The sequence below is a fragment of the Streptomyces yunnanensis genome (assembly GCF_029011865.1).
GTDB lineage: Bacteria > Actinomycetota > Actinomycetes > Streptomycetales > Streptomycetaceae > Streptomyces > Streptomyces yunnanensis.
On sequence record NZ_CP095749.1, the window covers coordinates 1,674,957 to 1,698,068 of the forward strand.

General features: G+C 70.2%; 21 protein-coding genes and 2 pseudogenes. 15 read left to right on the forward strand and 8 right to left on the reverse strand.

The features are described 5' to 3' along the window. The first annotated feature begins 26 nt into the window (after window positions 1–26). Window positions 27–1,025, forward strand: a complete 999-nt coding sequence (locus MOV08_RS07355; RefSeq protein ID WP_275311714.1) for a chitinase — start codon at window positions 27–29, stop codon at window positions 1,023–1,025. A 241-nt stretch (window positions 1,026–1,266) separates the two neighbouring features. On the opposite strand, the gene MOV08_RS07360 is transcribed toward MOV08_RS07355, so the two are convergent. Further along, complete coding sequence (locus MOV08_RS07360; protein WP_275306763.1) at window positions 1,267–2,064, reverse strand: LysR family substrate-binding domain-containing protein; 798 nt, start codon at window positions 2,062–2,064, stop codon at window positions 1,267–1,269. A 57-nt stretch (window positions 2,065–2,121) separates the two neighbouring features. Between MOV08_RS07360 and MOV08_RS07365 the strand changes: the two genes are divergently transcribed. The 7 genes from MOV08_RS07365 (at window position 2,122) to MOV08_RS07395 (ending at window position 6,014) form a co-directional block, all read left to right on the forward strand. After that, window positions 2,122–2,508, forward strand: coding sequence for a DUF5997 family protein (locus MOV08_RS07365; RefSeq protein WP_275306764.1), 387 nt, complete (start codon window positions 2,122–2,124; stop codon window positions 2,506–2,508). Window positions 2,509–2,671: 163 nt separating this feature from the next. Further along, window positions 2,672–3,076, forward strand: a complete 405-nt coding sequence (locus MOV08_RS07370; protein ID WP_039630485.1) for a thiol-disulfide oxidoreductase DCC family protein — start codon at window positions 2,672–2,674, stop codon at window positions 3,074–3,076. 82 nt (window positions 3,077–3,158) lie between these two features. Beyond that, on the forward strand, window positions 3,159–3,590 hold the full coding sequence (locus tag MOV08_RS07375) for a PPOX class F420-dependent oxidoreductase (protein WP_039630487.1): 432 nt from the start codon (window positions 3,159–3,161) through the stop codon (window positions 3,588–3,590). Between the two features lie 209 nt (window positions 3,591–3,799). Further along, a complete protein-coding gene (locus MOV08_RS07380; protein WP_052286581.1) occupies window positions 3,800–4,513 on the forward strand; it encodes a hypothetical protein in 714 nt (237 codons plus the stop codon). A gap of 94 nt (window positions 4,514–4,607) precedes the next feature. Then, window positions 4,608–4,934 carry a hypothetical protein gene (locus MOV08_RS07385; protein ID WP_275306765.1) on the forward strand — a complete coding sequence of 109 codons (327 nt, stop codon included), beginning with the start codon at window positions 4,608–4,610 and terminating at the stop codon, window positions 4,932–4,934. 11 nt (window positions 4,935–4,945) lie between these two features. Next, window positions 4,946–5,095, forward strand: a complete 150-nt coding sequence (locus MOV08_RS07390; RefSeq protein ID WP_275306766.1) for a hypothetical protein — start codon at window positions 4,946–4,948, stop codon at window positions 5,093–5,095. Between the two features lie 199 nt (window positions 5,096–5,294). Beyond that, entirely contained in the window at window positions 5,295–6,014 is a 720-nt protein-coding gene (locus tag MOV08_RS07395; protein ID WP_275306767.1) for a VWA domain-containing protein, read from the forward strand. Between the two features lie 232 nt (window positions 6,015–6,246). On the opposite strand, the gene MOV08_RS07400 is transcribed toward MOV08_RS07395, so the two are convergent. The 3 genes from MOV08_RS07400 to MOV08_RS07410 all read right to left on the reverse strand — a co-directional run bounded on the left by MOV08_RS07400 (window position 6,247) and on the right by MOV08_RS07410 (window position 10,422). Further along, entirely contained in the window at window positions 6,247–7,038 is a 792-nt protein-coding gene (locus MOV08_RS07400) for a Pr6Pr family membrane protein (RefSeq protein ID WP_039630493.1), read from the reverse strand. Between the two features lie 544 nt (window positions 7,039–7,582). Beyond that, window positions 7,583–9,061 carry an MFS transporter gene (locus tag MOV08_RS07405; RefSeq protein WP_275306768.1) on the reverse strand — a complete coding sequence of 493 codons (1,479 nt, stop codon included), beginning with the start codon at window positions 9,059–9,061 and terminating at the stop codon, window positions 7,583–7,585. A gap of 320 nt (window positions 9,062–9,381) precedes the next feature. After that, window positions 9,382–10,422: an LLM class flavin-dependent oxidoreductase gene (locus tag MOV08_RS07410; RefSeq protein ID WP_420834135.1), complete on the reverse strand. Its 1,041-nt coding sequence runs from the start codon at window positions 10,420–10,422 to the stop codon at window positions 9,382–9,384. On the opposite strand from MOV08_RS07410, the gene MOV08_RS44150 reads away from it, so the two are divergent. Next, entirely contained in the window at window positions 10,334–10,759 is a 426-nt protein-coding gene (locus MOV08_RS44150) for a hypothetical protein (RefSeq protein ID WP_420834136.1), read from the forward strand. The genes MOV08_RS07410 and MOV08_RS44150 overlap by 89 nt on opposite strands. Beyond that, window positions 10,699–12,928: pseudogene (carB, locus tag MOV08_RS07415) on the forward strand (carbamoyl-phosphate synthase large subunit); the annotation flags it as partial. The gene MOV08_RS44150 and the pseudogene carB, both read left to right, overlap by 61 nt. An 80-nt stretch (window positions 12,929–13,008) precedes the next feature. Here carB and MOV08_RS07420 read toward each other — a convergent pair. The 3 genes and pseudogenes from MOV08_RS07420 to MOV08_RS07430 all read right to left on the reverse strand — a co-directional run. Continuing rightward, a complete protein-coding gene (locus tag MOV08_RS07420) occupies window positions 13,009–13,554 on the reverse strand; it encodes a PadR family transcriptional regulator (protein WP_039630497.1) in 546 nt (181 codons plus the stop codon). A gap of 122 nt (window positions 13,555–13,676) precedes the next feature. Next, window positions 13,677–15,014 (reverse strand): helix-turn-helix domain-containing protein, encoded by a 1,338-nt coding sequence (locus MOV08_RS07425; RefSeq protein ID WP_275306770.1) that lies wholly within the window; start codon window positions 15,012–15,014, stop codon window positions 13,677–13,679. Between the two features lie 978 nt (window positions 15,015–15,992). Further along, window positions 15,993–16,163, reverse strand: a pseudogene (locus MOV08_RS07430) (DUF6412 domain-containing protein); the annotation flags it as partial. Between the two features lie 134 nt (window positions 16,164–16,297). On the opposite strand from MOV08_RS07430, the gene MOV08_RS07435 reads away from it, so the two are divergent. Both MOV08_RS07435 and MOV08_RS07440 read left to right on the forward strand, forming a co-directional pair. Beyond that, window positions 16,298–16,951: a DUF4142 domain-containing protein gene (locus MOV08_RS07435; RefSeq protein ID WP_275306771.1), complete on the forward strand. Its 654-nt coding sequence runs from the start codon at window positions 16,298–16,300 to the stop codon at window positions 16,949–16,951. Window positions 16,952–17,199: 248 nt separating this feature from the next. Beyond that, complete coding sequence (locus MOV08_RS07440; RefSeq protein WP_275311715.1) at window positions 17,200–18,624, forward strand: DUF1996 domain-containing protein; 1,425 nt, start codon at window positions 17,200–17,202, stop codon at window positions 18,622–18,624. Between the two features lie 77 nt (window positions 18,625–18,701). Here MOV08_RS07440 and MOV08_RS07445 read toward each other — a convergent pair whose 3' ends face one another. Beyond that, on the reverse strand, window positions 18,702–19,757 hold the full coding sequence (locus tag MOV08_RS07445; RefSeq protein WP_275306772.1) for a PucR family transcriptional regulator: 1,056 nt from the start codon (window positions 19,755–19,757) through the stop codon (window positions 18,702–18,704). A 373-nt stretch (window positions 19,758–20,130) separates the two neighbouring features. Here MOV08_RS07445 and MOV08_RS07450 point away from each other — a divergent pair, with 373 nt between their 5' ends. From MOV08_RS07450 to MOV08_RS07460, 3 genes are all read left to right on the forward strand, one after another. Continuing rightward, entirely contained in the window at window positions 20,131–20,781 is a 651-nt protein-coding gene (locus MOV08_RS07450; RefSeq protein WP_275306773.1) for a hypothetical protein, read from the forward strand. Next, window positions 20,778–22,373 carry an NADH-quinone oxidoreductase subunit NuoF family protein gene (locus MOV08_RS07455; RefSeq protein ID WP_275306774.1) on the forward strand — a complete coding sequence of 532 codons (1,596 nt, stop codon included), beginning with the start codon at window positions 20,778–20,780 and terminating at the stop codon, window positions 22,371–22,373. The genes MOV08_RS07450 and MOV08_RS07455 overlap by 4 nt, the downstream gene beginning before the upstream one ends. A gap of 78 nt (window positions 22,374–22,451) precedes the next feature. After that, window positions 22,452–23,090 (forward strand): hypothetical protein, encoded by a 639-nt coding sequence (locus tag MOV08_RS07460; protein ID WP_275306775.1) that lies wholly within the window; start codon window positions 22,452–22,454, stop codon window positions 23,088–23,090. Window positions 23,091–23,112: the final 22 nt, after the last annotated feature.

Here is a 23,112-nt window from a genome sequence, read left to right on the forward strand (position 1 = left end):
GCCTCGCGGCCGTCTGCCTCCTGCCGATGCTGGGCGCCGCGGCACCCGCCACCGCCGCGCCGCGCGGCGACACCTGCGCCGTGAAGGCGAAGCCCACCGGAAAGGTCCTCCAGGGGTACTGGGAGAACTGGGACGGCGCGGCCAACGGCGTCCACCCGCCGTTCGGCTGGACCCCGATCACCGACCCTCAGATCCGTGCCCACGGCTACAACGTCATCAACGCCGCGTTTCCCGTGATCCGCTCGGACGGCACCGCTCTCTGGGAGGACGGCATGGACGCCACGGTGAAGGTGCCGACCCCGGCCGAGATGTGCCAGGCCAAGAGCGACGGCGCGACGATCCTGATGTCCATCGGCGGTGCCACGGCCGGCATCGACCTCAACTCCACCGCGGTCGCGGACCGTTTCGTCGCGACGATCGTGCCGCTCCTGAAGAAGTACAACTTCGACGGCATCGACATCGACATCGAGACCGGCCTCAGCGGCAGCGGGGACATCAGCCGGCTGTCCCCCTCCCAGGCCAACCTCATCCGCATCATCGACGGCATCCTCGCCCAGATGCCCGCGGGCTTCGGCCTCACCATGGCCCCCGAGACCGCCTACGTCACCGGTGGCAGCGTGACCTACGGCTCGATCTGGGGCGCGTACCTGCCGATCATCAAGAAGTACGCCGACAACGGCCGCCTCTGGTGGCTGAACATGCAGTACTACAACGGCAGCATGTACGGGTGTTCCGGCGACTCCTACGAGGCCGGCACGGTCGAGGGCTTCACCCGGCAGACCGACTGCCTGGACAAGGGCCTGACCATCCAGGGCACCACCGTCAAGGTCCCCTACGACAAGCAGGTGCCCGGCCTGCCCGCCCAGCCCGGCGCGGGCGGCGGCTATATGTCCCCGGACCTGGTCGCCCAGGCGTGGAACACCTACCGCAACGGCCTGAAGGGCCTGATGACCTGGTCCCTCAACTGGGACGGCGCGAAGGGCTGGACCTTCGGCGACAACGTCAAGTCCGCCCAGGGCCGCTGAGGCCGGGGCGCACGACGGGCCCTAGGGCCCGTCGTCGAACTCCCGTCGTTCGCCCGGAGGGCGGGCCGGGCGGTGTCCGGTGCGTGCTCTCGGCGTGCCGGGCGATGGCCCCTGTACTGGAGTACTGGGGCCATCGCCCGGTGCGGCGAAGGGGGTCCCCCGACCGAGCCGTGCGAAGCCGGTTCGAGGGTGGGGGCGCGTGACGGGCGACGACCGGCAGGCGGGAGTTTGACGACAGGCCCTAGGACCGCCGGCGCGGCCGACCGCGCCGGCCCGCGTCCTTGGCCGCCGCACCGGCCCCGCGCCGCGGCCCGCGCCCGGCCGGCGCGTTGCCCCGCGCCGCCCCGCCGCCCTTGCCGCCCGGCTGCCCCTGCTGAGCCTTCTGGTCCTTCTTGCCGGACGACTTCTGCTGCGCCTCGTCGGCCGTGCGGCGACCCCGGGAGCTGTTCACCGTCCGTCCGCGGACGATCCCGATGAAGTCCTCCACCTGATCGGTGGTCCGGTCCTCGCGCCACGACAGCGCGACCTGGGACTGGGGCGTGCCGGTGATCGTCCGGTAGATGAGGTCCCGCCGGTGGTACAGCCGGGCCAGCGACTGCGGGACGATGAGCAGCCCGACCCCGGCCGCCACCAGTTCGAGGGCGTCCGGCGTGGTGGCCGGGCGCTCGATCGCGGGCCGCCCAGGGGGCCGCTCCCAGTCCAGGGTGTCGTCGAGCGGGTGCTGCATGATCTCGTCGGCGAGATCGTCGACGGACACCTCGTCGAACGCGGCGATCAGGTGGTCCTTCGGCGCCACGACCACCGACGTCTCGGTGTAGAGCGGGATCGCGCTGAGGTCCGTGCGATCGACCGGCAGCCGCAGGAAACCCGCGTCGGCAGCACCGCTCCGCAGCACCTCGGCCGCCTCGTCGGCCGACACCTGGTGCAGGGTGAGCGGTACGTCCGGCAGGCGCTCGTTCCAGATCCGCACCCACTTGGCGGGTGTCACTCCCGGTACATACGCGAGCCGGAACGAGGGCGAAGTCTCCGAGCCTGTCACCCCGCCAGGTTACCCGCCGTGGTCAGAGGTGGTGCGCACGCTCGATACCCTGGAGCCATGAAGTCGCACCAGACCGCCCAGACGATGAAGCCCGCCACCGCGGCGAAGAAGCTGGGTGTGTACCTCCAGGCCACCCCCTCCGAGTTCCAGGAGGGCGCGGTCTCGCGCGCCGAGCTCAACGCGCTCCAGGCGGATCCGCCCGAGTGGCTGCGCGAGCTGCGGCGCAACGGCCCCCACCCCCGCCCGGTGGTCGCCGCGAAGCTGGGCGTCTCCATCTCCGGTCTGGCCCGTGCCGGCGTCACCGACGCCCTGACCACGGAGCAGGTCGACGCGCTGAAGACGGAGAACCCCGAGTGGCTGCAGAAGGAGCGCGCCACCCAGGCCGAGGTCCGCAAGGAGACGGCCCGCCTGAAGGAGAAGCAGCGCACCGAGGACGAGGCGTAAGCACCCCACCACGGGGAGCGAGGGGCCGGCCCTTCCCTCCCCGTCGGTCGTCCGCCCCGCCCCGTCGACCGTCCGTCCCCTCCCCCGTCGGTCGGCCGTTCGCGCTCGGCATACGGCATCCCCGGGTGTGTCCCGCATCGCGGCGACCCGACATGATGGGCACATGACGGCTTCGAGGACCCGACCCGTACTCGTCTACGACGGTGACTGCGGCTTCTGCACCACCTCCGTGCACTTCGCCGAGCGACGCATCCGCCCCCGCTGCCGGATCACCGCCTGGCAGTTCGCGGACCTGGAGGAACTCGGGGTCACCCAGCAGCGCGCCGAGCACGAGGTGCTGTGGATCACCCCGACGGGCACGGTCCACGGCGGCGCCCGGGCCGTCGCCAAGGTGCTGCTGAACGCGGGCGGCCCGTGGGCCGTCGCCGGCGCCGTCCTCACGCTCCCCCCGGTGCGCTGGTTCGCGCACGCCGCCTACCGCCTGATCGCCGACAACCGCCACCGCATGCCCGGCGGCACCGCGGCCTGCGCCCTGCCGGCCAACGCCCGCCCGAACGCGGGCCGTTGAAGGCCGGAACCGCCCGGCACCCGGTATCCGGCGTCGTGCCCCCGCCGGGAATAGCCGGCCGTCCGCCACGGCTGTACCGGACATGACCGCTACGCCTTTCCAACCGCGCGCGCTGCTCGCGGAGAGCCGCCTCGGGGTGCTCGCGACGATCAAGTCGGACGGCCGCCCCCAGCTCTCCCCCGTCATGCCCTTCTACGACCGGGAGGCCGACGTCCTCTATGTCTCGATGACCGAGGGGCGGGCCAAGACGGCGAATCTGCGCCGGGACCCACGAGCCGCGCTGGAGGTCACCAGCGCCGACGGCGGGTCCTGGGCCACCGCCGAGGGCGCGGTGACGCTCACCGGCCCGGGGACGGAGCCGCACGGCCCCGAGGTCGAGGCGCTGGTGCGCTACTACCGGCTCGCCGCCGGGGAGCACCCCGACTGGGAGGAGTACCGCTCGGTGATGGTCTCCGACCGCAGGGTGCTCATGACGATGACGGTGGACCACGTCTACGGCGCCAAGCTGCGCTGACGCCGTCCGACGCCCCACCGTTCGACGGTGGCGACACCGCGACGTTCCTCCACTGTGACCGGTTCCGCTACCCGCTCCCCGCCAAAAGATCCCCCTGAAACGGGCTCGAACAGGCAAAATCATGCTCCGCGGCCGGCACCCGCGGTCCCTTCGCGGATTTCTTGGCCTATCGTGATCGCCGGCCTGTGACCAGGGATTTTCAACGGGGGATGATCTACTTGGACGCCATTGTCTTCAACCTGACGACCGCCGCACTGATGGTGTTGATGTTCAAGTGCGGCATCCTGCTGATCGGCGAGGGCACCGTCCGCCGCCGACCGGTTCCCTGGGTGGCGATCGCCCTCACCGCCGTGGCCGTCGGCGCGGTCGTGCTCCAACTGGCCTGGTCCGGAGCGATGGACGCCCTGGACGGCGATCCCCGCAAGACCGGCTGGTGGCGGGTGGTGACCTCGGTGTTCATGCAGAACGGCGGGCTCTTCGGTGGCATCTGGAACATCGTCACCCTGGCCGTGATCGCCGCGCTGGCGCAGTGGTTCTGGCGCGGCCCGCTGATGCTGCTGCTGTTCGCCGCCGGCATCCTGCTGCCGCAGCGGATCGACGCCCTGTTCGGCGAGACGGCCCCGAGCACCGACCCGCGCAACTTCGCCGGCAGTTCGGGGGCGACGTACTTCCTGGCCGCCACCCTCGCGGCGGGCCTGCTGCTGACCAGCCCCCACATCAAGGGACGGCTGATGGCGTTGTGCGTGCCCGCGGCCGGACTGGCGATGTGGCTCGCCCAGGAGAACGGGCACGGCCTGGTGACCTGCTACGGATGCCTCCTCGGCGCCGCCGTCCTGCCCCTCGCCCGCCGGTTGCCGCGCCCGCCCGTACCGGCCACGGCCGTACCGCCCTGCGGGCCGTCGCCCGCCGGAGCCCGGCAGTAGCCGCCGAAGACCGGACGAACCGGCACGTCAGGAGGTCGCGGGAGGGCCGGTCGTGCCACGTGCCGAAGCCGGCGACGGTGGAGGAGGAGGAATCGTGGCCGGACCTGCGGTCGGGGCGGCGCTACGGCGCTGTGCGGAGTGCGGCGCATACGCGTACGGCGGTGCGCCCGCCTGCCCCGCCTGTCCCGCCTGTCCCGCCTGTCCCGCCTGCCGCGAGTTGGTGGACGGCATCGTGGAGGACGAGTGGAACGCCTTCCTCCGCCAGCGGGGCATCGACGGTGGGCCGGAGGATCGGACGGATCGGCACGCGCAGGAGGTCGCGCTCGCCGAGAGGGGGTCAGCCGAACCCGACCGGTACGACTGGCGGGTGGTGGACGCCGCGCTCGACGGACTCCGCTGGCCGGCCGCGGTGGCCGGCTGAGCCGCGGTCCGGTGGACCTGCTGCCGACCACCGATCCGGCCCAGCGGCTGAGTGCGCTGGTCAAGGGGCGCCCGGCGGACCGGAACACCGCCCGCCTCGTCGAGCGGGCCGTCGAGGACGCGTTCGTGCACCGGCGCACCGACCAGGAGCGGCCGGTCTGACGTAGCCGGTCTGACGTAGCCGGTCTGACGTAGCCGGTCTGACATAGCTGGTCTGACGTAGCCGGTCAGGGCGCGCGGGGAGCTGCGGCCGACCGTGCGTCATCCGTCGCGTCGCCCGGTTGTGCCCTGCGCGCGACGTACCGCGATGGCTCCGGCATCGGGATGCGTAGGCTCCCCGGAGGAAAGGAGCTCGATCGATATGAGTCCGCTGAGTCTGGAGAAGGTGGAGCAGGCCGCGCCGCCGCTGGTGAACCTCTACAAGCAGGCGGGGATCAGCCTGCGCAAGCACGGGCTGCAGGGGCAACGGGCCGCGGTGTACCTGGTGCTGGACCGGTCGGGCTCGATGCGCCCGTACTACAAGGACGGCACGATGCAGCACCTGGCCGAACAGGTCCTGGCGGTCTCCGCGCATCTCGACGACGACGCGGTCGTCCCACTGGTGTTCTTCTCCACCGACGTCGACGGCGTGCACGAGATCAGCCTGGACGCCTACCAGGGGCGGGTGGCCGCCTACCACGAACAGCTGGGGCACATGGGGCGCACCCACTACGAGGCCGGGATGGACGCCGTGCTCGACCACTACCTCGCGTCCGGGGCGCAGGCGCCGGCGCTGGTGGTGTTCCAGACCGACGGTGGGCCCACCAGCCGGACCGCTGCCGAGAAGTGGCTGTGCAAGGCCGCCGGGCTGCCGCTGTTCTGGCAGTTCATCGGCTTCGGCGACCCCGAGCACCGGGAGTTCGACTTCCTCCGCCGGCTGGACGAACTCCCGGTCCCCCGCCGCAGGATCGTCGACAACGCCGGCTTCTTCCCCGCCGGCACCACGCCCAGTGCCCTGCCCGACGCGGACCTCTTCGACCGGCTGCTCGGGGAGTTCCCCGCCTGGCTGGCGGCCGCTCGCGCCCAGGAGATCCTCCGCTAGGCCGTGCTCACAACACCCCACCGTTCGCCCGGAGAACCGGCCGCGCGGCGCCCGGTGTGCGCTCTCGGCGCGCCGAGGGGCTCGGTCCCCGGTCCTCGCCGGGCCGTCGTCACCGAACCCGCCCATGGCCGGGTCGCTGCCGAAACGGAAGGCGCCGTCGCCGACGTTGCACCGGCTGGCTTCCCGAGTCGGTGCCGACCATGAACACCGCCGTGCCGTCCGTCCGTTGGCGTCATGCGTCCAGCGGGCCGGACCCGGTGGACGGCATCCGGCTCCCGGGGCCACGCAGGCGGGGGCGGATGCGATCGAGGAGGACGAGGGCGAGGGCCAGGGCGTAGAAGGCCAGGGCGAACACGACCGCGTTGGTGGCGATACCGGCGTAGCCGTGGAGGTCGACGTCGAGGAAGGGATAGGGGTAGCGGCCGTCGGTGCCGGGGGCGAGGAGGGCGCCACGGATGAGCGCGAAGGGAAGGTAGAGGATCGGGTAGATGAGCCACTGCCAGGCGTAGCGGAACAGGAAGGCGCCGGGGTCGGTGAAGAGGAGCCGGTCGAGGACCGCGGCGAGGGGGGTCGCGGTGTGGAGGAGCTGACTGGCGACCGATTCGATGGGGGTCCGGTGGCTGGTCATGGAGAAGCCGCTGGAGTCGTTCGACAGGACGAAGTGGAAGACGAGCCCGGTGATGCAGATGTAGAGCAACGCTGCGCCGGTGATCCGCGGCGAGAGGGCGGGACGACCGGTCCAGGCGCGGTGCGCGGACCAGGCGAAGACGAGGACCAACACGATGTTGGACTGGATCGTGAAGTAGCTGAAGAGCCGGCCCAGATCATGGGAGTCGATCGTGTCCAGGACGATCCCGGTGACCCCGGTCAGGGCCGCCAGCGCGCGGAAGACGGCCGCGACGGGACGGCGGCCACCGGAGGAGGGTGCGGGGACGGCCGCCGCGTCGGGCAGGCCGGGCCGAGCCGTGGACTCGGCGGGGGCGGCAACGGCCGCCGGCGTAGTGGGGGGTGTCGGATCAGGCATTGGTCCACCGTACGACCCGGCCCTGTGGGCGAGGCCACGATCAGCGCGGACGACCCTGCCGAGACGCCTTCGCCACCGCGCCACCGCGGATCGCTCGAACCGACCGGACTTCCCGTCCACGGCCCCCTGGCCCGCACCCCTAGCCCAGGAAGCTCAACCGCACCCGGCGGTGCGGGTTGTCGATGTTGGTGTCAGCGAAACTCCGTTAAGGCGACCGGCAGGACGGCTCGCGGCCTGGCCGGCCCCACGGGCCCAGCTCACGGGTGTCCGAGTTCGCAGCCCCCCGGCTCCTCATCCACGCAGCCGTGCCCGGCCGACGCGGTCTCCACGGCGAGTCGCCCCGTGAGTACCGTCGGCGGCGGTACGACGATCGGCCGCAGCGGCTCCGCCGGGCCGATACGTGTGTCTTCTCCGGCCCGGACGCCGGTCCTGTCGGCTTGTCGTGAACCGTGCATTCGCTCCGGACGACGTCATCGCGGCGCACCGCTCCGTGGAGGCGGGCGCGCCCGGCATCACAAGCTGACACGGCGTTCGCGGTCAGCGGTTATGCGGATTCGGCTGGATTCTCGTTCCGGAACCAGGCGATGACGAACACTGACACCACCAGCAGAACGACGCCGATCGTCCGGTATCCCAGATCCACTGAGCTGACGAACTTGTCAACCATCTCTGTGTTGCCGCTGGTCAGCAATCTGGAGAAGACGGACGGCTGCGGTTCGCCGCCCGCGATGTGGGAGAAGAAGTGGGCCTGGATGATCGTTCCCATGGTGGCAATGCCCACCGCCGCCCCGAGCTCGCGCATGAGGCTGTTGAGACCCGATCCGGCCCCGACACGGTTCGCGGGCAGGGAGCCGATGATGGCATTGGACAGCAGTGGTGCGGTGAGCCCGATTCCCGTTGCCATCAGCAGCAGGTAGACGATGAGTACCGCGTACGGCGTCGCCGCAGTCAATGTTGACAGCAGAGCCAAGCCGAGGACCAGGATTGCCAGGCCCGACGCAATGGTTGCACGCGCGCCGATGCGGTCGGCAATCCGCAGGCTTTTCGCCGAGACCACGGCATTCCACAGGGGCATGGGAATCGTGGCGAGGCCGGCCACCAGCGGTGTGTACCCCTTGGCGAACTGCAGGTACTGGGAATTGACGTAGAAGAGCGCAAACATCGCCAGGAAGCCGACCATTACTCCGACCGTCCCGGCCCGGAGCTTCGGGATGCGGAAGAGCGCCGTGTCGAGGAGTGCATGCCTCTTGCCCCAGCTACGCACCGCGTAGTACGCGATGACCGCGATCCCCATGATTCCGGAGGCAAGGACGGTCGGGGAGGTCCAGCCCAGTTCGGAACCCTCGATGATCATGTAGAGAAGGCTGGTCAGACCGACGATCAGGAGCGCCGATCCGGCGAGGTCCACCTTCGTGTCCACATTCTGCGTCCGGGGCACATACGCCGCGACGCAGAGGGTGGCGCCTATCGCCAGAACGGCGAACACCAGGAACATCATGCGCCAGCCACCGAACTGCACCAGAGCCCCGCCGGCTGTGGCAGCCACCATGCCGGCGGCCTGGACGGCCACCGTCCACCCCGTGACCGCCTTGGGACGTTCCTGCTCCGTATGGATGTTCACGATGATCGACAGTGTCGTCGAAAACACAAACGCCGCTCCCAGCCCGGTGAAGAAACGCGCGGCAAGGAGCAAGGCGATCGTCGGGGCCAGCCCGGAAGCCAGGCAGCCGATGACGTATACGGTCAGGCCGACGAGCAGAAAACCTTTACGCCCATAACGGTCCGCGAGCGCGCCCGCTGGAACCAATAAGCAGGCGAAGACGATGGTGTATCCGTCGACGACCCATAACAACTGAGTCGCCGACGGATGCAGGTCACTGGTAGAGATGGTCGGTATCGCAAGATTCATCACCGATACCATTCCCATGACCAGAAATGCCGCGCCTGAAGCGATGCGACGAGCTCCGCGCCGCCGCGGATGACCAGCTCGTGCCGTCGGTTCGACACCCGTGGTTGCTGTCACGAATCTCCCGTCCTCGTTTCGAGTCGAGCATCGCCCGGGCGCGACGAGCCCCGGGCCGTCGACTACTGAGTGACATCAGAAGCTTCCGAGTCGTATACCTCGAAGCGATGTTTCGAAGTCTATACCTCGAAGCGACGTAGTGTGAGCGGTTGCCGAGCGAGAGCTGACGGCGTGACAGCACAGGCGTGCGGAAGTACAGGAAGCCGCGCCGGGGTGGCGAAGGGGCGGACGACTCCCGTTCGCCACCCGCTGGAGGAGGTCCGTCGAGTCCCTCCCCGAGCGCCGGCTTCACCTGCCTGCCGGCGCAGAGACCCGCTGCGTCACTCGGGGAGACGCGGCAGCACCTGCTCGCGGAAGCGCCGGAGGTTGCCGGCCATGTCGTTGAACGCCTGGCCGCCGTAGTCGATGTGCCACAAGAACGTGTCCACGGACAGCGCGCGCCGGAACTCGACGATCCGCTCCGTGACCGTCTCCGGTGAACCGACGATCGCCGTCTCGATCAGATCGTCGTCGGTCATCTCCTTGATGCTCTTCACGATCTGCGGGTACTTCGCGTAATCCGACGAATGCGTATGCAGCAGAGACTCGGCTGCCTCGCCGAACACCTGCCAGTGCGCCCGAAGTCGAGGCAGCGCCCTGTCCACCGCGTCTGTGTCCGTCTCACCGATCATCAGCGGGATGCTCATCGCGACCCGCGGTGATCCCCCGGTCTCCCTTGCCGCCTCCTGGAAGCACGACGTGTAGAGCTCTACGTTCTCCCGGGCCTTGGGCAATTCCGCAGCACGCGGCGGAGACGCCATGAGGAGGTTCAGCCCGCGGTCGCCCGCCCAGGAAAACGTCTCCGGCGACATCAGGCCGGCGGCCCAGGTGGGCGGATGCGGCGTCTGCACCACCGACGGAAGGGAGTTGACACCGGAGTACTGGAAGAACTCGCTGGATTCCGAGACGCCCTTCTCGGTCCACAACCGAAGGACGGCCTCGACCGTTTCCCTGTACCGCTGCCGGCTTCCTTCCATCGGCACACCGAAGGTGTCGAATTCGTAAGGAAGGAAGGCGCGAGCGAATCCGACATCGAGTCGCCCGTGGCTGAGGACGTCGACCTGTGCGGCTTGCGCCGCTATCTGCACCGGGTGATGGAAGGATGCCTGGATACCTCCGGTCATCAGGCGGATCGACTGTGTCCGGGCGGCCACCGCGGCCAGAAAGGTGAGCGGGTCCGGGCTGTACCCGCCGTACTCGTGCAGATAGTGCTCGACCATCTTCACATACACGATGGTCGATGTCGTCCATGCCAGCCCGATCCCCATCGTGACCGCCGGCGGCGGCGTGGTCACCGAAACGGAGAAACTCCTCGACGGCATCACAGACGCAATGGCCTCCGGCGTCGCCGTCGGACGCAATATCTTCGGCGCCGCCGACCCAGGACACACGGCACGCTCATCGCGCAGCGCGTGCACGCTACCGCTCCCCCGCCGGACCTCATGCCGACGGGACGTCAGATGGGCCGCGAAGCAACATGTTCCTGATCCACAGGCAATCGGAAACGAGTTGAGGGGGAACATGAAGTCTGTCTACATCGATCTCCGTGACTGCACCGGCGAACTGGCGAATGCGGCAATCGAAGAGAGCGCCCCACCGTGGTGGTCAAGGTGCCGCGGTTCGCTTTCGAGAAGTTTCCCACCGCGGATGCGGGCCTGACCACCACGATGAAGAGCGTCGGCGAGGCCATGGCGATGGGCCGCAGCTTCCTCGAAGCGCTCGGCAAGGCACTGCGGTCGATGGAGACCCCGGGCGCGGGGACGTGGACCAGGCCCGGCCCCGAAGGCACCACCCTCGCAAGCACGCTCCAGGCGCTGCGCACGGGGCACGACGGCCGGCTGTACACCGTGGAACGGGCCCTGCGGCAGGGCGCCACCGTGCGGCAGGTGCACGAAGCTTCGGGCATCGACCCGTGGTTCCTCGACCAGATCGCCTCCCTGGTCGAACTGCGCGCCGAGGTCGTCCACGCACCGGTTCTGGATGCCGCGTTGCTGCGTCGCGCCAAGGGCGCCGGCCTCTCCGATCGCCAGATCGCGCTGCTGCGGCCCGAGTTGGCCGATGAGGACCGGGTGCGGTCGTTGCGGCACCTGCTGGGCGTGCGACCGACGTTCAAGACCGTCGACACCTGCGCGGCCGAATTCCCGGCCAGGACTCCGTACCACTACTCGGCCTACGAGTCCGACCCCGCCGCCGAGAGCGAAGTCGCCGCACAGCGGCAGCGGCCCAAGGTGATCATCCTCGGCTCCGGGCCCAACCGCATCGGCCAGGGCATCGAGTTCGACTATTCGTGCGTGCATGCCGCCATGGCGCTGCACGAGGTCGGTTACGAGACGGTGATGGTCAACTGCAACCCCGAAACCGTCTCCATCGACTACGACACCTCGGACCGCCTGTACATCGAACCGCTCACGTTCGAGGACGTGCTGGAGGTGGTGCACGCCGAACAGACCTCGGGCGCCGTGGCCGGCGTCATCGTCCAGCTCGGTGGCCAGACGCCGCTCGGCCTGGCGCGGCGGCTCGCCGACGCCGGAGTACCGGTCCTCGGCACCCCGCCCACTGCGATCGACCTCGCGGAGGACCGCGGTGCGTTCGGGGAGGTCCTGGCCGCCGCCGGGCTGCCCGCTCCCCCGTACGGCACCGCCACCAGCTTCGCTGGGGCGAAGCGCATCGCCGACGACATCGGTTATCCGGTCCTTGTGCGCCCCTCCTATGTGCTGGGCGGGCGCGGGATGGAAGTCGTCCACGACGAAGCCTCCCTGGAGGGGTACATCAACCGGGCAACTGACATCGCCCCCGAACACCCGGTGCTGGTGGACCACTTCCTGGACAACGCGATCGAGATCGACGTCGATGCGCTCTGTGACGGCCGTGAGGTCTACCTCGGCGGCATCATGGAGCACATCGAACGAGCCGGCGTGCACTCCGGCGACTCCGCCTGCGTCCTGCCTCCCCCCACCCTTGGCAGGCAGGAGGTGGAGGCGGTCCGCCGCTCCACCGAAGCCCTCGCCCGCGCCATCGGCGTGCACGGGCCTGCTCAACGTCCAATACGCCCTCAAGGACGGTGTCGTGTACGTCCTGGAGGCCAACCCGCGCGCTTCCCGCACCGTGCCGTTCGTGTCCAAAGCCACGGCCGTGCCCCTGGCCAAGGCCGCCTCGCGCATCATGCTCGGTGCGCCCCTGGCCGAGCTGCGTGAGGAGGGCGTCCTCCCGGCCACCGGAGACGGCGCGACGCTGCCCGCCCGTTCCGCGGTCGCCGTCAAGGAAGCCGTCCTGCCGTTTCACCGGTTTCGCACCCCCGAAGGTCGCGGCATCGATCCCCTGCTCGGCCCGGAAATGAAGTCGACCGGCGAAGTCATGGGTATCGACATCACTCTCGGACGTGCCTACGCAAAGAGCCAGATCGCGGCGCACGGGGCGCTGCCGATGAAGGGCTCCGTAGTGCTCGCACTGGCCGACCGGGACGAGAGCCTCGGCATCCTCCTCGCCGAGCGCCTCGCCAGCCTGGGCTTTCGCATCCTGGCGGCACAGGGCACCGCAGCATTCCTGCGCCGCAACGGGAGGGATATCACCGTGGTGCAGGACGGTGACGGCGAAGAGCAGCACGCCCGGCGCATTCAGGAGGATGACATCACGCTGGTCATCGACACGTCCCATGGCAACCGCCCCGAGCGTGCCGAAGGCAGCGAACTCCGCACGGCGGCCGTTTCACGGGGCGTCCCCTATGTCACCACCATCCAGGGCGCCGAGGCAGTCGTCCGAGGTATCGAAGAAGCCAGCGCAACGGAACCCGAAGTACGGGCGCTCCAGGACTGGCACCACTCAAACTGACGTCGGCGTCGAGGAAATCGCGCTCGATGGTGGCACTGCGCCACAGAAAGAGGCTGCGGAGAGCCCTCGGCCACGACGGCTCATACACCGCTCGCTTCGGCGGAGAGTTCGGCAAGTGTGCTGTCCAGCCATGCGATTTCGGCCCGTCGTGATTCCCGGGAAACCTGGAGCATGCCCTTCCGGTACCTGTCGGGTGTATCCACTGCACGGACCAGCTTGCCGCCCCGGGTGAAGTAGCTGGCCGGCTGGTCGAGGAACTCCCGGCGACGTTGCAGAACCGCGGCCTGCTCCCTTACGTCCGGCACCAGACCGAGGAAGGCAAGCACCACATTGAACCGATTTCGATCCGTGATGAACTTCTCGCCCGGGTTCCGCAATTGCCCGAGCAGCTGATCCTTGCCTTGGCTCGTCAGGGACAACGTATGCCGCCGCCGCACGCTCCCCTGTGATCCCTTCTCCACATGACGCGTGACAAATCCATAGCGTTCCAGCCGGTTGATCGCCGGATAGAGCGATCCATCACTGACTGGGCGCACGTGACCGGTGAGCTGAGCAACGCAACGGCGCAGCTCATAGCCATGAAGTGGGGCTTCTGCAAGGAAGCCCATAATTGCCAAGTCGAGCATGGGATGTTTCCGTCCGGGAGTGTCCTGGCCAAGGTGGCCACCATTTTATCCCGGTTCGAGGTACGGCGGAACAGAAGAGCCACGCGAAGCGGATCCGGCCCCTGCGAATACCGCCCTGAAGTTCAGGTACCGCGGGGGACTCTCAACGTCTTCGACGCGGTCCGGTAGACCGACAGTGCGCCGGAGGCGTCACCCGCTTGTTCCAGCATCTCCGCAAGCTCGAACAGCGCGTTCGCCCCCAGCCAGCCCAGTCCCATATCGATCAACTGCGTGGATGCGCTCTCGTAGGAGTCCCGAGCCTGCTTGTACCGACCCAGCTCACGAAGCGCCCGACCGGCGGTCAATGCCGTCTGTGCGCGGCTCAACCGGTATGCCGCGGGCATGGTGGCCAGCGCGTCGACGGCCGTGCGGTGAGCCTCCTCCGATTCCCCGCTGTTCAGCAGGATGTTGGCGAATCCCGCTGTGCCGAGCGATGCGTCGACTGCCGTGCCGAATTCCTGAAGGCGTTGTATGGCCGGGCGCACATGCGACTGCGGCTGCGCCGGAAGCCGCCCGCCCTGGTGCGCCATGTACGCCATGGCGGTCACCGCGATGCGGTCGCCGGCAACTGCACGGGTGTCCATGACCTTCGTTTGGAGAGCCTCGGCGAGAAGGGCGTAGGCACTCTCCTGATCGCCGTTCTCCTCCGCGGCCTGGGCAGCCTGGGAATATGCCGCCACCTGAACGTCACGGGAGAGGAACCCCGCGGCAGCCTCTTCAACGGCTCCAGAATCGATGTCCGTTCGGCCGCCACCGCCACGGCAATGATGGGCGTACTGCACACTGCTCGCCAGCTCAACGGCAGGAGGTACGCCATGAACTCCAAGAGTCCGTGCCTGCGCCAGGGCCTCGACACCGAACGCCACCGCTTCGTCCAGCCGGCCGAGTTCCAGCATGCACCTCGTCAGCGCCGTTGCGCAGACGACCCATGTGTGAACCCGTCCCGAAGTGCGCTGCTGCTGATGGAGATCGAGCCATTGTCGATAGAGCTCGGCCGCCCTATCGAGCTCGCCAAGATGTTCACAGGCGTGCGCCAACCTATGGACTGCTTCCATTTGGTCTGCCACTGAGTGAACGGCATTCTCCAGCGCCGCCTCGAAAGAGTCACAAGCCCCGGAAATGTCTCCGTCAGCAAACGCCAAGTCGCCTCGCAGCAGGATCACTTGAGTCGCGTAATCGACTTCGATGCTACCGATATCACTCGGCTGCGCCGATGCCTCCTGGGCACTGGACAGGACTTCCGGGGAGACATCCAGCCGCGCGGCGATCCTCAAAATCACCTCTGAAGTCGGAGGTCTCTTTCCGTTCTCCAGCAAGCTGATGTAGCCTGCGGACAAACCCGGTTCCGCCAGGTCGTTTTGAGAGAGACCCCGCTGGAGTCGAAGCGACCTCAGCTTCTGCCCAAAGTTGTTAGTCGTCATACTCCAGAGAATTTCTTCGACTCATAGCGGCCTCTGGAACGAGAAATTCTCTCCGTTCGACACTCCACTCTCCAGGTCAAGTGGAGACTCATTGAGGGTGCGTTGGGGTGAAAGTGTAGCACAGCACACACCGCCCCAGAAAGGAATCGGAAGCAATACACTCAGCCGCATTCAGGACAACTGCCGCAATCCCCAATACAGTTCCGACCTTGATCTACGACCCGATCTCGCCACCCGTGAATACATCGTCGGTTACTCCCCTCCGCGTTTGAGCGGGGAAGCCGTCGGCCCGGCCAATGATGTGGCCGCCGACAGATGCGGAGACGGTCAGATGATTTCGCGACCACTCCCAGTGGTGATCACGGTCACCCCAACAAGCTCAACCGCACCCGGCGGTGCGGGTTGTCGATGTTGGTGTCAGCGAGGCTCCGTTGAGGCGACCCCGATCGTAGCCTCGCGCTTGTTCCAACGGCAGGCGACAGTTCCACCGCCCGTGCGCAACGCGGGTACAGCCAACCCTGCAGTTCCCTCGTGATGCCCTGGCGCCAACGCAGCGGCGTTTCCTCGTTGCACTCCCGCCGCGGCGCCCCACCAAACGGGCCGCCGCTCGCCCTCACCGTCGCCACCACATGGCCGCCGAGCAGGACGTACCCCGGCCGAGCATGGGCAGGAGAGCAGGTGAATGCCCCAGAAGTCGTCGGCACAGCACTGGTGGCCGTCAACTCGACCCACAGAGCGTCCGCGACACCCAGGGTGATCAGGCCGTCCGGGCGAGCGGGCATGACACGCTCTGACATAGCGACAGGCTAACGGCCCGCAACGCGGCAACGGGTCGCCAAGCACCTCGGTCAGCGGGCCGCCGCCCACGCCGCATCTGCCGCCCGCAACTCCCCATTCCTGAAACCTGGTTCGTCAGCACCTCCCGTGCCGCTGTCTCGCCAGCAGAACGTCAAGAATCGGGCGGGTCACCCTCGCGCATCAGCCCGGTGCTCGCGGGCGGCCGGCGGCGTCGGGTTCGCGTTGCGGCAGGAATGCCGTACGGCGCTCATGGTTGCGGATGGCCGTGCACATGCGGTCCGGTGGGACCGGGCGGGTGGTGGTGGCCAGGCCGAGGGCGCTGCACAGGAGCAGCGCCGCGGACGGCCGCGCACCGTCCGGACCTCGACCGGCTCCCCGGCCCGCCCGCCGCGGCGCCATAGCAGAGCGGCCGTCGTCCCGGCCGGTATTTGTCCAGGGGCGCGGATCCGGCGCCGTGCGGCCCGTACGGCGCTTAGCGTCCCGGCATGCGGTCGATCCCCGGCATCAGGAAATCCGCCGCCTCCGGGCGGACCCTCGCCACCGGCCTGGTGGTCTGCGCACTGCTGGCCACGCTCGCGGCGCTGTTGCTGCCCGTGCGGCTCTTCGGCGAGAGCGCGTCCACGGCCACCCACACGGTGGCCTTCGACGACGACGGCGGGGGCACCGTCGCCACCCGCTACGGTCCGCTGACCGCGATGGACCGGGACTTCGTCCGCAAGGTCCGGCTGGCCGGGCTGTGGGAGATGCCGGCGGGCCGGCAGGCCCAGGAGCGCGGGAGGACCCCAGCGGTACGCACCGCGGGCGACCATCTCGTCGCCGGACACACCGAGTTGGACCGCCGTTCGGTGGAGGCCGGGCGGACGTTGGGCATCCCCCTGCCCGACCGGCCCACCGCGGAGCAGCAGGGCTGGCTCGGCCAGCTCGGCACCGCCTCGGACGACGCCTTCGGCCCGCTCTTCGCGGAGCTGCTGCGCCGGTCCCACGGCAAGGTCTTCGGTCTGGTCGCGCTGGTCCGCGACCAGACCCGTAACTCCCTTGTCCGCTCCCTGGCCAACCGGGCCAACACCATCGTCCTGGACCACATGACAGTCCTGGAGCAGACCGGCCTGGCCGACTACGGCACGCAGCACAGCGGCTGATGGCCCCGGACCGGTCTCCGGCCCTATACCCCGGCCCGCCCTCCGTTCCCATTCCCCTTCCCATCCCCACTCCCCTCACCATCCCGTTCCCCATGTCTCATCCCTTCCGCGCACCGGACGAAATGGAGTGATACCCCTTGAGTCCCTTGAGCCGCTTGAGCTCCTTGAGCCGACGGACGCACCACCCGCGACGCCCTCACATCCGGCAACGTCAACAGGGCCACAAACGTCGGCGGTTGAGCACGCGCATGACGGTCGCCGCGGCCGCCCTGCTCCTGGGCGGCGGCACGCTCGCGGTCATCGCCGGCACCGCACTGGCCCACAACTCCGACCCGGCCCCCGTACCGGGCCCTCAGCACCTCGCCGCGACCGCCGCCACCATCTCCTGCCCCGATGTCGGCGAGCGGCTGCGGACGATGCCGCGCAGCGCGCAGCCCCAGGTCTCCCGAGGGCTGGCCGCCCTCGACCGCCAGGTCTCGGACGCCTACCACGCGATGACGGCGGGCGGCGACAGCGGCCAACTCCTCGGTGCCCTCGCGCGGCAGCGCCGCGAGACCATCGGCGCGATGGCGGACGCGATCGCCGGCGGCGGCGCCCAACGCCCGGACGAATTGCTGCGATTGAGCGCCTGCACCACCAAGCCCACCGGAGCCGGTCAACGCCAGGAGCAGAACCAGGACCAGGACCAGAGCCAGCGCCGGAACCGGATCGGAAACCGGCCCCAGGGCCGGGACCACGGGCAGAACCGGGGGCCGGGCCAAGGCCGTAACCCCCTCCGGCACGACGGGCCTTCCCCCGACGACTTCCTCGACATCACCACCGTCCGGCCGGGCGCCGACACCGCCGCGCCGCCGTTCACCGCGCCCAGCGGCCGGGGCGCCGCCACCGGCACCTTCACCAGCGCGTGCGGGCGCAACGAGGACGGCCACTTCAACTCCGACAACGTCATCGTGACACCGGGCGTCTCCAACGGCGCCCATCACACCCACGACTACGTCGGGAACACCACCACCGACGCCTTCTCCACCGACCGGTCGCTGGCCGCCGCCGGCACCACCTGCGCCAATGGTGATCTGTCCACCTACTACTGGCCGGTGCTCCGCAGGCTGGACGGCACCGTCGTGCGGCGGCCGGGTGCCGGACACGACGGCAACGACGGGTCGGTGCTGACCCCGGCCTCGGTGACCCTGACCTTCCGAGGCAGCCAGGCGGGGGCCGTACGGCCGATGCCCCGCTTCCTGCGCGTGATCACCGGTGACGCCAAGGCGTTCACCAACGGGCCGGAGAACGCCGCCGCCTCCTGGAGCTGCACCGGTTTCGAGAACCGGCAGCTCAAGGACAAGTACCCGCTGTGCCCGAGGGGTTCGCAAGTGGTCCGTACCCTCGTCTTTCCCGGTTGCTGGGACGGCCGCCGGACGGACAGCGCCAACCACCGCGACCACATGGCCTTCGCCCGCCGGGACGGCGCCTGCCCCCGGGGCTTCACGGCGGTGCCACAGCTGGTCCAGCGGCTGACCTACGACGTGCCGCCGGGCGACAGCTTCGCGGTGGACAGCTTCCCCGAGCAGCTGCGTAAACCGGTGACGGACCACGGCGACTTCATCGATGTGATGCCGGACGGGCTGATGAACCGGGCGGTGGTGTGCATCAACGGCGGGCGCGCCTGCTCCTGACGGCGCCCGGCAGGTGGCTGCCGCTCCCCGGGCTCCCGTACGGGAGGGGGCGGCCACCCGCCCGTCCGGGCCGCCGGTCACAGGCCGTTGACCCGCGCTTCCCCGGCCGTGCCCGGGGGCCGGAGGCCGGAGGGCACGGGGCGGGCCCGGCGCCCGGCGCGGGCGCGCCGGTTGCGGACATGGGCCATCAAACGGCGGCTGCGGAGGGCCATTTCCAGTTCGAAGCGGGCACGGGGGTCGCGCAGTGCCGGGCCGAAGAGCTTCTCGATCTGGCGCAGCCGGTAGCGGACGGTCTGCGGATGGACGTGGAGGAGCCTGGCCGCCTCGGGGGCGCCGCCGCCTTCCAGCCAGGCCAGCAGGGTGACCTCCAGACGTTCGCTCTGACGTGGCGTCAGCTCGGCCAGCGGGCTCAGCCGGCGGGCGGTCAGGGCGACGGCCAGCGTCTCGTCCTGGAGGAGCAGCAGCGCGGAGAGGTTGTCATCGACGAAGGCGGGGCGGACCTCGGGACCGCCCGTGCCGGGGTCGAGGGAGAGCAGATAGCGGGCCCAGCGGAGCGAGGACGCGGCGTCAGCGGCGGGGACCGCGTGGCCCACGGCGGCGATGCGGCCCCTGAGGGCGGCTTCCAGGCGGGGCCTGGTCTGGGTGGCCGGGTCGGGTACGTAGAGGGCGGTGTAGCCGTCGATGCCGCCGATGAGGGCGTGCCCGAGGGCGGCGGCCAGCTGGGGGGCCTCGGCGGGGGTGGCGAGGACGACGGCCCGGAGGGCTTCGGGGACCGGCCAGCCGGCCGCGCGGGCGAGCTCACCGAGGCCGCTCTCCGGCGCCTCGCACCGTCCGGCGAGGGCGTCGAAGAGGTCCTGGCGGGCCCGGGCGACCGGCATCGGGGTGACGACGGACGGTACCGCCGGGCGTTTGCTTTGCGAAGTTTTCTGGAACCCGAGGCAGGTCAGCAGGGCTTGCTCCAGCGCCCATTGGGCCTCTTCCACCGGCGTATCACCGAGCAGTGCGGACAATGCGGGAAATCCGCGCTGCAACTCCGCGACGACCTTCTCCGCAAGGTCCGGGAGTTCCTTTCTGACGACCCGACTCCACTCGACCCGGGGATGTACCCAGAGGCGGTTCAGGAGATCACACATCGCTACCTCGATCCTGGCGGGGACGGGGGCTGGGATGGGGGCGTGGGCGGGGACTTGACGCCCCTTCGTGCGCCTGGGTCGGCATCATCCGGAACCCTCCCCGGGGTCCGCGACGCCGGTGCAGGAATTTGTCACAGCGCGCTAAACATCGGGAAATCCGGCGGACGCTCGGAGATGCTTTTGGTCATCCGGAATACGGCCGCGAGTATCCGGCTGGTTACGGAATGTTGAGTGTTACCAGGGGTCACACATAGAGCGGTCCAGGCAATGGGCCCGGCCCCCAGGAATGACCGACGCAGCCGGGATACATCACCGGAAATTTGCGTATGACAACCGATCGTGTCCCGATCGTGTCCCGCCCTCGGGAGGCCCGATGCCCGCCCCGCCCCCACCCTCCGCCCGAAACGCCTTACTGCGCCCGGCACTTCCGGCCGCACTCCTGCTGTTCCTCGCCGTCACCCTGCGCTCCGGCGCGATGGACAACACGGTGCGCTTCCTGGACCACGACGCCGGGGTACTGGCACTGGTCTCGCTCTCCGCCACAGTGCTGTGGGGGCTGGCCGCCACCGACCGGCTGGTGCTGCACACCCCGCACCGGCTGCTCGCCCAGGCCGTGCACCGCGCCACCGGCGTCGCGGGCCTGGGCTTCCTGGGCCTGCACGTCTGGGTGAAGGCCGTCGAGGGGCACACCACGGCGACGGCCGCCGCAGTGCCGTTCACCGACGGCGCACAGCCCGTGCTCATCGGATGCGGCACGCTCGCCGCGTACGGGTTCCTCACGGTCGCCGTGAGCGGCGCGGTACGCGGGGCCTTCGCCGGCCGTACCACCGCGCGATGGTGGTGGGCACTGCACACGGTCGCCTACGCCTGCTGGGCGCTGGCCCTGCTCCACGGCCTCAAGTCCGGCCGGGCCGCGGCCGGCTGGGCAGTGGCGGGATACGGCATGGCGCTCGCCGGGGTGGCCGTACGGCTCGCCCTGCGGCTGCGCGGCCCGCTCCGCATCCCGGGCGGTGAGCCACGATGACGCCCCCGGCCGCCACCCACCCCCTGCGGGCTGCCCGGACCTCCGGCGACGTTCCCGGCCCCGGCCCGGTCCCCACCCTGACCTCCCTCGGGCCCCCGCGGCTCCTCGCCGGACTCGACGAACTGCCCCGGCTCGACCGTGTCGCACATCTGACGCTGCACGGCGCACTGCCCCGGCTGTCCGCTCAGGAGCTGGTGGCGCTGGCCGAGGACACCGCGCTGCGCGGCCGGGGCGGCGCCGGCTTCCCGTTCGCCCGGAAGCTGGCCGCCGTCCTGGACGGCATCCGCCGCTCCGACGGCAGGGCGGCGGTGGCCGTCAACGGCTGTGAGGGCGAGCCAAGTTGCCTCAAGGACACCGCGTTGCTGCTGCGCGTACCGCATCTGGTGCTGGACGGCGCGCAGCTGTGCGCCGACGCGCTCGGCGCACAGCGGACCGCGGTCGGAGTGACCCGCCCGGACGTGGCGGACGCGGTCCGCCGCGCGATCGCCGAACGCGGCCCGGTCGGCGCGCCGTTACGGGTCATCCGGCTGCCCGAGCGGTTCGTCACCGGTGAGGGCACCGCGCTCACCAGCGGTCTGTCCGGCGGCCCCGGACTTCCCTCCGGCCGCCGGATCCGCTCCAGCGAACGCGGCCTGAACGGGCTGCCCACCCTCTTGTCCAACGCCGAGACCTACGCCCAACTCGCCCTGGCCGCCCGGATGGGCGCCCTCGGCTACCGCACCGCCGGCCTGCCCGGCGAGCCCGGCACCCTGCTGCTGACCGTCGCCGGCCGCCAGGTCGTGGAGGCCCCCTGCGGGACACCCCTGGCCCAAGTCCTCGCGCACTGCGGAACGGACGCCGGGCAGGGCGTCCTCCTCGGCGGCTACCACGGAACCTGGCTCTCCCCCGCCGACGCGCGGTCCGCGGCGCTCTCCAAGGACGCGCTGGCCGTCCACGGCGCGACGCCGGGTGCCGGCGCGGTGCTGCCACTGCCGCACGGCACCTGTCCGGCGGGCGAAACCGTTCGGGTCGCGCGCTGGATGGCCGCCGAGTCCGCCGGGCAGTGCGGGCCCTGCGTCCTGGGGCTGCCCGCGCTCGCCGAGCAGCTCGACCGCGCCGTACGGGGCGGCGGCGATACCGCCCTGGACGCCGTGCACGCCCGGCTGCGGACCGTGCGCGGCCGCGGCGCCTGCGGCCACCCGGACGGTACCGCGCGCTTCGTGGCGTCGGCCCTCGCCGCCTTCCCCGAGGAGTTCGCCCGCCATGCGCACGGGTTCGGGTGCGGCCGCCCGGTGACCGGTGCACTCCCGGTCACCGGGCACCGGCCGCCGCTCCCCGCCCCGCCCCGGTACCCACCATCGCCCTCTTCACCGCCCCCACCACCGCCACCGGCCGAACGGCTGCTGGTCGACTGGACGCTGTGCCGCGGCCACGGCCTGTGCGCCGAGGTGGTACCGGCCATGATCCGGCTCGGCCCGGACGGCTACCCCGAGACGGCCGGCAGACCGCTGCCGGCCCGCATGCGGCGCCGCGCCCAGCTGGCAGTACGCCGCTGCCCGGCCCTGGCGCTACGGATCCAGCGCAGCGACCGACCGTCCCCGCAAGGGCCTTGACCGCACGCTCCGCCGAGATCAGCACCCGAGCGGTCGGCGGGCCCATCGAACCGCCCCCCTCACCCAAGGAGGAACCCCATGCCCATAGCGACGTCCGCCGCACGCTCCGGCCGGCGCCACGCCGTCCTCGCCGTCGCCGCCCTCACGGCCGCGCTCGCCCTTACCACCGGCTGCGGCAGCGGGCACACCGCCGCCGGTACCGACCCCGTGCAGCCCGCCGGCCAGGGCTCCCCCGACTACGGCACCGGCTACGGCAGCACGAAGGGCGGCGGCTACAGCGCCCCGGACACCACGCAGGCGGGCACCCAACAACCCGGCGACGTCGGAGTCTTCGCGCACCCCCGCCTCGGCAAGATCCTCGTCGACCGCATGGGCCGTACCCTCTACCGCTTCAACAAGGACAGCGCCTGGCCGATGAAGTTCGGCTGCACCGGCCCCTGCCTGGACACCTGGAAACCCGCCGAGCCCGCCGACCGCGCCCGGCTCAACGGTGTCGCCCCGCGGCTCGTCTCCACTGTCGTCCGCCCCGATGGCACCCGCCAGCTGGCCGTCGGCTGCTGGCCGGTCTACTGGTTCACCGGGGACGAACAGCCCGGCGACGTCAACGGCCAGGGCAGGATGGGCCTGTGGTTCGCGGTCTCGCAGGACGGCAAGAAGGTCACGACGACCGCGAACGGTACGGAGAGCCCGGTCGCCACCCCGTCACCGGCGGGCTGACCGGACCGCCCGGTGCCGGCAC

Coding starts and splice junctions, on each gene's coding strand:
- MOV08_RS07355 (WP_275311714.1), top strand. CDS start 27: ATGCTGGGCGCCGCGGCACCCGCCACCGCCGCGCCGCGCGGCGACACC.
- MOV08_RS07365 (WP_275306764.1), top strand. CDS start 2,122: ATGAAGTCGCACCAGACCGCCCAGACGATGAAGCCCGCCACCGCGGCG.
- MOV08_RS07370 (WP_039630485.1), top strand. CDS start 2,672: ATGACGGCTTCGAGGACCCGACCCGTACTCGTCTACGACGGTGACTGC.
- MOV08_RS07375 (WP_039630487.1), top strand. CDS start 3,159: ATGACCGCTACGCCTTTCCAACCGCGCGCGCTGCTCGCGGAGAGCCGC.
- MOV08_RS07380 (WP_052286581.1), top strand. CDS start 3,800: ATGATCTACTTGGACGCCATTGTCTTCAACCTGACGACCGCCGCACTG.
- MOV08_RS07395 (WP_275306767.1), top strand. CDS start 5,295: ATGAGTCCGCTGAGTCTGGAGAAGGTGGAGCAGGCCGCGCCGCCGCTG.
- MOV08_RS07400 (WP_039630493.1), bottom strand. CDS start 7,038: ATGCCTGATCCGACACCCCCCACTACGCCGGCGGCCGTTGCCGCCCCC.
- MOV08_RS44150 (WP_420834136.1), top strand. CDS start 10,334: ATGGTCGATGTCGTCCATGCCAGCCCGATCCCCATCGTGACCGCCGGC.
- MOV08_RS07410 (WP_420834135.1), bottom strand. CDS start 10,422: ATGCCGTCGAGGAGTTTCTCCGTTTCGGTGACCACGCCGCCGCCGGCG.
- MOV08_RS07420 (WP_039630497.1), bottom strand. CDS start 13,554: ATGCTCGACTTGGCAATTATGGGCTTCCTTGCAGAAGCCCCACTTCAT.
- MOV08_RS07425 (WP_275306770.1), bottom strand. CDS start 15,014: ATGACGACTAACAACTTTGGGCAGAAGCTGAGGTCGCTTCGACTCCAG.
- MOV08_RS07435 (WP_275306771.1), top strand. CDS start 16,298: ATGCGGTCGATCCCCGGCATCAGGAAATCCGCCGCCTCCGGGCGGACC.
- MOV08_RS07440 (WP_275311715.1), top strand. CDS start 17,200: ATGACGGTCGCCGCGGCCGCCCTGCTCCTGGGCGGCGGCACGCTCGCG.
- MOV08_RS07445 (WP_275306772.1), bottom strand. CDS start 19,757: ATGTGTGATCTCCTGAACCGCCTCTGGGTACATCCCCGGGTCGAGTGG.
- MOV08_RS07450 (WP_275306773.1), top strand. CDS start 20,131: ATGCCCGCCCCGCCCCCACCCTCCGCCCGAAACGCCTTACTGCGCCCG.
- MOV08_RS07455 (WP_275306774.1), top strand. CDS start 20,778: ATGACGCCCCCGGCCGCCACCCACCCCCTGCGGGCTGCCCGGACCTCC.
- MOV08_RS07460 (WP_275306775.1), top strand. CDS start 22,452: ATGCCCATAGCGACGTCCGCCGCACGCTCCGGCCGGCGCCACGCCGTC.